Here is a 9,333-nt window from a genome sequence, read left to right as displayed (position 1 = left end):
GGAGATGATGATGAGGGCCGTAGAGGCGGCGCGGGAATCGGAGAAGAGGCCGAAACTCCTGGGAGTCACGGTGCTTACAAGCATGGACCAGTCTTCAATAGGCGAGGTCGGTATAAATATGAAAATTGAAGACGAGGTCGTCACGCTTGCGAGATTGGGAAAAGACTCGGGGCTTGACGGGGTGGTGGCTTCACCAGGCGAGACAAGCCTCATCAGGAAGAACCTCGGCAAGGATTTTATAATAGTGACCCCGGGGATACGCCCGGCAGGCGCGGAAAAAGACGACCAAAAAAGGGTAATGACCCCGGCGGATGCTGTTAGAGCCGGGGCCGATTATATCGTAGTCGGCCGGCCTATAACCGAGACAAAAGACCCGCTCGCGGCGGCGAAGAAGATAATAAAGGAGATGGAGAGTTGAACCAGGAATCGGTAATGAGAATATTCGAGGAAGAGAACGCATTCCATAAAGGCCATTTCAAGCTCTCGAGCGGGCTGCATAGCGAGTATTATCTCCAGTGCGCGCTCGTCCTGGCCGACCCTAAAATAGCGGCCAAACTTTGCGGGGAACTCGCCGCGAAATTTAAAAACGAAAAGATAGACGTCGTGATCGGGCCGGCTGTCGGCGGGATCACCGCGGCCTATGAAGTCGCCCGCGCCCTGGGCGTAAGAGGGATATTTTCCGAGAGGGAAGAGGGGAAGATGGCATTGAGGCGCGGGTTCAAGCTTAAGCCCGGCGAAAAAGTATTGGTAATAGAAGATGTCACCACTACCGGCGGTTCGGCGCAGGAAGTCGTCGACCTCGTAAAGGGCCTCGGCGCGGAAGCGGTAGGTGTCGGCGCGATAATTGACAGGTCAGGCGGCAAGGCGAAATTCAGCGTACCTTTCAAGTCACTCGCGCAATTGAAGGTTGAGACATTCCAGCCGGAAGACTGCCCGCTCTGCAAGGCAGGAAAACCCGTCATCAAGCCCGGGAGCAGGAAGTAGTTTAAGTTTCGACGATATGTTTTTTAGGGAATACGAAATGCAGAAGCACCGGCGTGATGAGGGTGGTGATGAGGACCATCAGGACCATCGCCGAAAAGATATCTTTTTGTATTATGGCATGCGTGAGCCCATAGCTGGCGATTATCAAACCTACCTCGCCCCTGGATATCATGCCTATCCCGACACGGAACGATTCCTTAGAGCTGAATCCCGTCGCCCTGGCCCCGGCCATGCAGCCCACGGCCTTGGTGACTATCGCTATCAGTATTATCCCTATCGCGAAGACCGCGCTTCCTCCGAGCTCTCGCGCGTCGGCGCGCAGCCCTATGTCTATTAGGAAGACGGGGATAAAAAGAGGATACGCGAATGTTTTCGCGGAATGCCCGATCTTCTCGAAATATTTGGACCTCGTAAGCATGACACCGCAGATGTAAGCGCCGGTTATGGCGGCTACCCTCCCGAAATATTCCGCAGCCCATGCGTAAAGAAAACATAAGACCAGGGTCATTGCGAAGAGCGCGTGGGCGTCCGTCAACTTTACCGCACGATCCAGTATCTTATCGAAAAATTTCGCGCCTATCAATATAGCGATCACGAAGAACAGGACGATCTGCAGGGCCAGCGTAATAATGGATGAGGTGTTTGCGGCGGCAGAAGCGCCCGTTGAAGGATTTATCGAGAAGGCGACGACAAGGGAAAGTACTATTATCCCCATGACGTCGTCAATGACGGCCGCGCCGAGGATGGTCGAGCCCTCTTTCGACTTCAGCGCCCCGATCTCCATCAATGTCTGCGCGGTAATCGAGACCGATGTTGCGGTCAGTATCGTCCCGATAAAGATTGATTCGCTCAACGAAAAACCCATTGCGCTGGAGAACCAGGTGCCGATGCCCAGCGGCAGGACCACGCCGCCGGCTGCTGCCCAGAAGGCGTTATTTCCCACCCTGAGGATACCTTTTATGTCGGTCTCGAGCCCTGCGATGAACATGAGCAGGATGACGCCTATTTCGGCTATGTCGTGTATAATTTCGCCGACAGCGGGCACCATCTCGGCGCCGTGGGGCTGGAATATTCCCCAGCCCATCATATTCAGGACGCTCGGGCCCAGTATCAGGCCGACAAGGATCTCTCCGAAGACAGGAGGTTGCTTTACGGCCGCGCTCAGGCTTCCCATCATCTTAGCGGCCGCTATTATTATGCTTAGGGCTATAAGTAATTGCAGGATATGGCTCATGCCCGCTCCGCTGAATCAACAAGAAGGTTTACATTGTTCTTGAGCACTTCGATAATGCCGGTGCTTTTGCACTTAAATACCGTAGGCTGCTCCGACGCATCTTTAATCGTTATCTTCCCGGGGACGATGTTCGCGATAAGCGGGGCATGGTCTACCAGCACCCCGAAATAACCTCCCTCTCCCGGCGCCACAAGGGAGGATATCTCGCCTTCGAATACCGTCTTTTCAGGAGTGGTAATGCTTATTTTGAATAATTTTTCAGCCATTAGCCGTTCATGCGCTTTCGCGTTTTAATTGCTCGCCTTTCTCGATCGCTTCCTCGATAGGCCCTACCATGAAGAACGCCTGTTCCGGAACGTCGTCGAGTTTGCCCTCGAGTATCATCTTGAACCCCTTTATCGTATCCGCGAGCTTTACATATTTGCCCTTGATGCCGGTGAACGCCTCGGCGACGAAGAACGGCTGGGAGAAGAATTTCTGTATCTTCCTCGCGCGGGCGACCGTCAACTTATCCTCTTCGGAAAGCTCGTCGATGCCGAGTATGGCTATGATGTCCTGCAGGTCTTTATACCTCTGCAGGACCTTCTGGATATTCCTTGCCGTATTATAGTGGTCTTCGCCGAGTATCCTCGGATCGAGTATCCTCGAGGTCGAGTCGAGCGGGTCAACCGCGGGATATATGCCGAGGTCGGATATCTTGCGCGAGAGGACTGTTGTAGCGTCGAGGTGCGAGAATGTCGTTGCCGGGGCCGGGTCGGTCAGGTCGTCGGCCGGGACATATATGGCCTGCACGGAAGTGATCGAGCCGCGCTTGGTCGAAGTGATCCTCTCCTGGAGTTCGGCCATCTCCGTGCCGAGGGTCGGCTGGTAGCCTACGGCAGAGGGCATGCGGCCGAGGAGAGTAGAGACCTCTGAGCCGGCCTGTACGAACCTGAATATGTTATCGATGAACAGGAGGACGTTCATGCCCTCCTCGTCTCGAAAATACTCTGCCATCGTCAGGGCCGAAAGGCCGACGCGCAATCTCGCCCCGGGCGGCTCGTTCATCTGCCCGAAGACGAGCGCGGTCTTTTTGACGACTCCGGATTCATTTAGCTCGAGCCAGAGGTCGTTTCCTTCCCTCGTGCGCTCGCCGACGCCTCCGAAGACAGATACGCCGCCGTGCTCGGTCGCGATACTTCTGATAAGTTCCATGACTATAACGGTCTTGCCGACGCCGGCGCCGCCGAACAGGCCGATCTTGCCGCCTTTCGGATAAGGCGCGAGCAAGTCGATCACCTTAAGTCCGGTCTCGAGCATCGACGATACGGTAAGCTGCTCCTCAAAAGAGGGGGGATCCCTGTGTATGGAATATCTCTTCTCCGGGTCCGGGAGCGCGCCTTTATTGTCTATGGGCGTGCCGAGGAGATTGAATATCCTCCCCAGGGTCTGCTCGCCGACCGGGACGGTTATCGTATTGCCGGTATCGAGCGCCTTCATTCCGCGGACCAACCCGTCGGTCGAGGCGAGGGCGATACAGCGGACCGTGTCATTGCCGATATGCTGAGCGACCTCGAGGGTAAGGTCTATATTCCTATCCTTATCCTCGATCTTTACCGCGTTTAATATCCTCGGCATCTGATGTTCGGGGAACCTTATGTCGACGCTAGGACCTATGACCTGTATGACTTCGCCGTATGCCATTTATTTATCCTTTCAAAGCTTCGGCCGTTGTCGCGACCTGGAGCACTTCACCTGTTATAGAGGCCTGCCGCGCCTTGTTCCTCAGCATGGTAAGGCTGTCGATCAACTCGACCGCGTTATCAGTCGCCGTCTGCATGGCCATCATCCTTGCCGAATGCTCGGAAGTGAACGCGTCGAGCAGTATCAGCCTTGTCTTGACTGAAAGATATCTTGGTATAAGGTCTTTTAATATTTTTTCCATGCTCGGTTCGGCGATAAACTCTATCTCGCCTTCCCTTGCGGCGCGCTCCCTCGGTTCCGCCGTCCCGGCGCCCGGAGGAGTAGGGACGATGTTGAGGAATTTCCTTACCCTCGTGTGGTACCTCATCGCCGCCCCGAAATGCGTGTGCGTAATATACACTTCATCGGCCTCCCCGCTCAGGAACATCCCGGTGAGGGCGTCCGCTATCTCGTCGGCGATTTCGGGCGAATAGCGGCCATGGAGCCCGATGTAACTCTTTACGATATTTATGCCGCGCTTGGCGAAATACGCGAAACCCTTGCGCCCGATGGCGACAAGTTTTACCTTTTCCTTGCCGTGCTGCGCTATGAAATCTTCCGTGACGCGGATGATGTTGTTATTATATACGCTGCATAGCCCGCTGTCCGAGGTGATCACGCAGACCGCGAGATTTTTCTTCTTGGCCCTATCCTCGAGGAGGGGATGCGTCCCCAGTTCCTCGGGCCTAAGGCTTGCGATGAGCTTCTGGAGTATCGAATCGAGTTTCAGGTAATAGGGCCTTCCGATATAGAGCATATCCTCGCTTCGCTTGAATTTAGCCGTAGAGACCATCTGCATCGCGCGCGTTATCTTCTTCGTGCTCTCGACGCTTTTTATCCTTCTTTTTATCTGCCTAAGTGATAGTATCATTTTTTACCAGCGGCTCGGAAAACTGGTTCTTGAATTCCAGTATGGCCTTGTCGAGTTTTTTTGTCAGCGCGTCACTAAGTTCTTTCTTGGTCTCTATCTCATGCTCGACATCCGGGTATTTTTCACCCATGAACTTATAGAAATCCGACTCGAACTTCTTGATCCAGTCGAGCGGCATATCGTCGAGGTAGCCCTTTGTCCCGGCGTAGATTATCATGACCTGCTTTGATAAGGGGAGGGGCTCGTACTGGCCCTGCTTCAGTATCTCGGTCATCCTTTCCCCGCGCGTAAGCTGGGCCTGGGTCACCTTGTCGAGTTCCGAACCGAACTGGGCGAAAGCCACAAGTTCGCGGTATTGCGCCAGGTCTATCCTCAGCCTTCCGGCTACGCCCTTCATCGCCTTCGTCTGCGCCTTGCCTCCGACGCGCGATACCGAGAGCCCGACGTTATGGCCGGCCTTACCCCTGCGTAGAAGAGGTCGGCCTCAAGGTATATTTGCCCGTCGGTGATGGAGATGACATTCGTAGGGATATAGCTTGTTATGTCGCCGGCCTGCGTCTCTATGAAAGGCAGGGCCGTAAGCGAACCTCCGCCGAGGTCGTCCGAGAGTTTCGCGGCGCGCTCGAGCAGCCTGGAGTGGAGATAGAAGATGTCCCCCGGATACGCCTCGCGGCCCGGCGGACGCCTCAACAGGAGCGAGAGCTGCCTGTAAGCCTGCGCGTGTTTTGAAAGGTCGTCATATATCACAAGCGCGTGCTTACCGTTATACATGAACTCCTCGCCGATCGCGCATCCCGCGTACGGGGCCAGGTATTGCAGCGGGGCAGGGGCCTCTGCCGGCGCGCTTACGATCACCGTATAGTCCATCGCGCCGTATTTAGCCAATGTCTCGGCGACCGAAACGATGGTGGAAAGCTTTTGCCCTACGGCGACGTATATGCAGTATATATCCTTGCCTTTCTGGTTTATTATCGTATCGACGGCGATAGCGGTCTTTCCTATTTGCCTGTCGCCGATTATAAGTTCACGCTGCCCGCGGCCTATGGGTATCATCGAATCGATGGCTTTTATCCCGGTCTGGAGCGGTTCCTTTACCGGCTGGCGCTGGATGACGTTCGGGGAATGCCCTTCGACAGGCCTGAATTTGTCAGTCACGACAGGCCCCTTATCGTCTATGGGATTTCCCAGCGCGTCGACTACGCGCCCGACAAGCGCCTTGCCGACGGGCACCTGCACGATCTTTCCCGTCCTCTTGACGGTATCGCCGTCTTTTATGGTCTCATCGGAACCGAAGATGACGACGCCAACGCTCTCTTCCTCAAGGTTGAGGACCATGCCCATGATCCCTCCGGGCAGCTCGACGAGCTCGCCGGCCATTACGTCATCAAGGCCGTAAACACGGGCGATCCCGTCACCGACCTGGAGCACCGTGCCGACGGACTCCATTTTCATCTTCGACTTGAATTTTTCCAGTTCTTTCCTGATCACTGAAGCGACTTCTTCGGGTCTAATCGCCATATTATTCTACCTTGCTCTCCATTAGATATTCCTTTAATTCGTAAAGTTTCCTCTTCACCGATCCGTCTATAACGATGTTGCCTACGGTCGCCTGCACCCCGCCGAGGAGGCCGGGGTCTATCACTATTTCAAATTCAAGTTTTTTCTCGAATTTGCCCTCGAGCCTGTCTTTGATCATCCGGACGATATCCTGCGGCAGCGGCTTCGCGCTTTTTATTACGGCCTTCTCTATCCCCATCTCGCGGCGATAGAGTATCTTCGCCTCGTCGGCGATATCGACCGCTTCCTCGCTGCGGCGTTTCTCGATTATCAATTTTATGAATTCCCTCGTCTCAATAGAGAGGAGGGGCTTGAAGGCAGCATCCACGAATCCGGATTTCTCCGCGCAGGTTATCTCAGGGTTCTCAAGGAATTTCGAAAGTTCCGGGTTCTTGTTCAGGATCTCCCCGAATGAGATTATCTCCTCAAGGCCTTTTTTCGTCCCTATCGTATCCTTGGCGAAGGCGAGGAACCCATCGGCATATCTTCTCGCGACGGCCCTGTCGCTCATCCTTCGCATCCTTTCAGTCGACTCAGGATGACCCTGAGGGTCTCCGAACGGGTCATTTGACCTTCTCGAGCTCATCAAGGAAATCAGAGGCGAGTTTTTTGTCCTTTTCGCCGGTGATCTTCTCTTTTAGGAGCTTTTCGGTAGTGCCGAGCGTCAACTCGACGACATTTTTCTTCAGTTCATGCTTGGCCTTGGCGATCTCGTTCTCAATATTTTCCTGCGCCTTGTCCAGGATGGCGCGCGCTTCCTGCCGCGCGTTCTCCCTTATCTCCAGGGAGAACTGCTTCCCGTCGTTTATGGCTTCCTGTATCCTGGCGCGGGACTCGGCCTCGATATCCGCGAGCTTCTTGCCGTAGTCGGACCTCATGCGCTCGACCGCGGCCTGCGCATCCTCGATCTTCTTGAACTCCGAGGCGATCCGCGCGCGCCTGTCGTCGAGCAGCTTGAGGAGTTTCTTCCACGCGAATACGCGCAGAAGGGCCATGAGCAGAAGGAAGCTTATTACCTGCGCGACTATCTCATTAGTTGTAAGCAGCTTTAGTAGGTCCATCTCTTGATCTGCTAGATCTTTCCGAGAAGAGAGAAAGAGAGCACCAAAGCGTAGATCGTCAGGGCTTCGATAAGCGCGCAACCGGCGATCATGTTGATGAGTATCTTCATCGACGCCTCGGGCTGCCTCGCCGTCGCCTCCATTGCCGCAGCTACGGCCTTTCCGAGAGCGATGGCGGAACCGAACGCCGCGATCGCCAGCCCTATCGGGACGGAGATCGAAAGCATTGCCTTGTAGTCCATTACCTACCTCCTTTTTAAATGAGGCCATGGTTTACATCGATACACGATGTAAACCATAAGGCCGAATTTAATCCCGCCTTAGGCGGGATTATTCCTATTCTTCGTGGTGCGGCATTACTAACGCGAAATATACGGTGGTCAGCAGGCTGAAGACTACCGCCTGCATGATCCCGCTCAATATGACCAAAATCATGTTGAAGAGAAATAACGGCACTCCGCCGATACCGAATTGCGCCGACACGGCCAACAGCATATCCTCGGCCCAGATGTTGCTGCGGAGACGTAAGGCCAGACTTACCGGTTTTACAAGTTCGGAGATTATGTGTATGAAAAAGAGGAGGACAGGGATAAATACGGTAAAGGCTATTATCCCGCGCGGGTTACCCATCAGGTGGTCTATATACCCGAGCAGGCCGTTCTCCTTGATCGCGGTATATTGGACGTAGAGGAAGACGCAGAGCGCGAGCGCTACGGTCGTCGAAAGGTTCGCTGTAGACGACTTGAAGAACGGGATAAGCCCTAAGAGGTTCATGAAAAGGATATATATGAAGAGCGTCCCGATAAAAGGGGTGAACCTTTTCCCGTCCGGGCCGAGTATCCCGCAGACGAAATCGTCGAGTCCGCCCACGATCATCTCCATGAACAGCTGCAGCCTGCCCGGGACCATAGAACTCTTCCTCGAGGCGAAATAGGCGAGAAGGGAAATGACCGCGACTATTATCAGTGAGAATATAACGTTCTCCCAGATAAGAAGGAAATGCGCGAAAGGAGTCCCCTCGAGCCTCTCGGCGAGAAGCCCCACGAAATTCTGCAGTTCGGGTTGTGCGGCGTGCGTTTCAGTCATGACGATTTTCCGGCTTATTTGGTTTCGGGTCCGTCTTCTGGACCAGCTTTAATATCTTTATTATCTCCCTTATGCTCGTGAAGAAACCGAGCGCCATGCCGATAAGGGACAGGTAAGGCGCGTACCCGATCTTCTTCTCCAGGTAATCGCCCAGAAAGTATCCCGCAAGCGGTCCTGCGGCCAGGACGACGGGCACAAAGGAGAGAAGCCCCCAGATCTTGGTCCATTTGTAGAAATCCGCCTTTTTCCTGTCTTCGATCTGCATATTATAACACACCGGCAAGCATATTTTCAACCGAGGCTATTTTATCGTTTCCAGTATCAGCTTCCCGTTCGCTACATCCATCTTGATATTAAAGTTGTTCAGGAAAGACATGCCCAGGAGCCCGTCCACTCCCGCTCCCGGCGGTTTGTCAGTTACGGCCGCCGCGACGTCATGGACCGTGGAATTCCCGACCCGGACGCTCTTTATCTTGACGACCTTGCTTTTGATGATACTGCCGTCGGCCAGCGTGAATTGCACGTCTTCCAGCGAATCGTTGGGATTTATCTCGAGCCTGTCGGCGATCGATCTCGTTATTACCATTACCGCAGCGCCTGTATCGACGGCCAGCAGGCAGGTGACCTCGCCGTTAAGCACGGCCTTTACCGTCATGCCCTGGTTGCTTTTTGAGACGGTGACCGCGTCCCTATTCAGGCCTTTTTGCAGGTCCGCGAGAGATATCCTTACGGTCTCGAGGTATAGGGATTCGTCGTCTGTGATCCCGCGCTTCTTGAGGTCTTCGGCCGTCTTATCCAGGTATATGCCGAAATCCCCT

At 54.3% G+C, this 9,333-nt stretch carries 12 protein-coding genes and 1 pseudogene; 2 read left to right on the top strand and 11 right to left on the bottom strand.

What is annotated here, in order from left to right:
- Positions 1–418, top strand: a 418-nt coding sequence (pyrF, locus tag WC317_07990; GenBank protein MFA5340066.1) for an orotidine-5'-phosphate decarboxylase, incomplete at its 5' end; no start/stop codon positions are given.
- Positions 415–984 (top strand): orotate phosphoribosyltransferase, encoded by a 570-nt coding sequence (gene pyrE, locus WC317_07985; protein MFA5340065.1) that lies wholly within the window; start codon positions 415–417, stop codon positions 982–984. The genes pyrF and pyrE, both read left to right, overlap by 4 nt.
- A gap of 1 nt (position 985) precedes the next feature.
- Here the strand turns inward: pyrE and WC317_07980 are convergent, their stop codons facing one another.
- The 11 genes and pseudogenes from WC317_07980 to WC317_07930 all read right to left on the bottom strand — a co-directional run.
- Positions 986–2,218, bottom strand: a complete 1,233-nt coding sequence (locus WC317_07980; GenBank protein MFA5340064.1) for a cation:proton antiporter — start codon at positions 2,216–2,218, stop codon at positions 986–988.
- Entirely contained in the window at positions 2,215–2,484 is a 270-nt protein-coding gene (atpC, locus tag WC317_07975; GenBank protein ID MFA5340063.1) for an ATP synthase F1 subunit epsilon, read from the bottom strand. The genes WC317_07980 and atpC overlap by 4 nt, the downstream gene beginning before the upstream one ends.
- A 7-nt stretch (positions 2,485–2,491) precedes the next feature.
- Complete coding sequence (gene atpD / locus WC317_07970) at positions 2,492–3,901, bottom strand: F0F1 ATP synthase subunit beta (GenBank protein ID MFA5340062.1); 1,410 nt, start codon at positions 3,899–3,901, stop codon at positions 2,492–2,494.
- A gap of 4 nt (positions 3,902–3,905) precedes the next feature.
- Positions 3,906–4,811: an ATP synthase F1 subunit gamma gene (gene atpG, locus WC317_07965; protein MFA5340061.1), complete on the bottom strand. Its 906-nt coding sequence runs from the start codon at positions 4,809–4,811 to the stop codon at positions 3,906–3,908.
- A pseudogene (atpA, locus tag WC317_07960) lies at positions 4,795–6,329 on the bottom strand (F0F1 ATP synthase subunit alpha). The gene atpG and the pseudogene atpA overlap by 17 nt, the downstream one beginning before the upstream one ends.
- A gap of 1 nt (position 6,330) precedes the next feature.
- Positions 6,331–6,954, bottom strand: a complete 624-nt coding sequence (gene atpH / locus WC317_07955) for an ATP synthase F1 subunit delta (protein MFA5340060.1) — start codon at positions 6,952–6,954, stop codon at positions 6,331–6,333.
- Positions 6,932–7,429: a F0F1 ATP synthase subunit B gene (atpF, locus tag WC317_07950; GenBank protein ID MFA5340059.1), complete on the bottom strand. Its 498-nt coding sequence runs from the start codon at positions 7,427–7,429 to the stop codon at positions 6,932–6,934. The genes atpH and atpF overlap by 23 nt, the downstream gene beginning before the upstream one ends.
- Positions 7,430–7,440: 11 nt before the next feature.
- Positions 7,441–7,671, bottom strand: a complete 231-nt coding sequence (locus tag WC317_07945; protein MFA5340058.1) for an ATP synthase F0 subunit C — start codon at positions 7,669–7,671, stop codon at positions 7,441–7,443.
- Positions 7,672–7,765: 94 nt separating this feature from the next.
- Positions 7,766–8,515 carry a F0F1 ATP synthase subunit A gene (atpB, locus tag WC317_07940; protein MFA5340057.1) on the bottom strand — a complete coding sequence of 250 codons (750 nt, stop codon included), beginning with the start codon at positions 8,513–8,515 and terminating at the stop codon, positions 7,766–7,768.
- Positions 8,508–8,780, bottom strand: a complete 273-nt coding sequence (locus tag WC317_07935) for an AtpZ/AtpI family protein (GenBank protein ID MFA5340056.1) — start codon at positions 8,778–8,780, stop codon at positions 8,508–8,510. Before WC317_07935 ends, atpB begins: the two co-directional genes overlap by 8 nt.
- Positions 8,781–8,816: 36 nt before the next feature.
- On the bottom strand, positions 8,817–9,333 hold a 517-nt coding region (locus tag WC317_07930), incomplete at its 5' end, for a retropepsin-like aspartic protease (protein MFA5340055.1).

It is taken from the genome of Candidatus Omnitrophota bacterium, assembly GCA_041653595.1.
GTDB lineage: Bacteria > Omnitrophota > Gorgyraeia > Pluralincolimonadales > Pluralincolimonadaceae > Pluralincolimonas.
This window is presented reverse-complemented; position numbering and strand designations above follow the sequence as displayed.

Coding starts and splice junctions, on each gene's coding strand:
- WC317_07935 (MFA5340056.1), bottom strand. CDS start 8,780: ATGCAGATCGAAGACAGGAAAAAGGCGGATTTCTACAAATGGACCAAG.
- WC317_07945 (MFA5340058.1), bottom strand. CDS start 7,671: ATGGACTACAAGGCAATGCTTTCGATCTCCGTCCCGATAGGGCTGGCG.
- atpH (MFA5340060.1), bottom strand. CDS start 6,954: ATGAGCTCGAGAAGGTCAAATGACCCGTTCGGAGACCCTCAGGGTCAT.
- atpB (MFA5340057.1), bottom strand. CDS start 8,515: ATGACTGAAACGCACGCCGCACAACCCGAACTGCAGAATTTCGTGGGG.
- atpC (MFA5340063.1), bottom strand. CDS start 2,484: ATGGCTGAAAAATTATTCAAAATAAGCATTACCACTCCTGAAAAGACG.
- atpF (MFA5340059.1), bottom strand. CDS start 7,429: ATGGACCTACTAAAGCTGCTTACAACTAATGAGATAGTCGCGCAGGTA.
- atpD (MFA5340062.1), bottom strand. CDS start 3,901: ATGGCATACGGCGAAGTCATACAGGTCATAGGTCCTAGCGTCGACATA.
- WC317_07980 (MFA5340064.1), bottom strand. CDS start 2,218: ATGAGCCATATCCTGCAATTACTTATAGCCCTAAGCATAATAATAGCG.
- atpG (MFA5340061.1), bottom strand. CDS start 4,811: ATGATACTATCACTTAGGCAGATAAAAAGAAGGATAAAAAGCGTCGAG.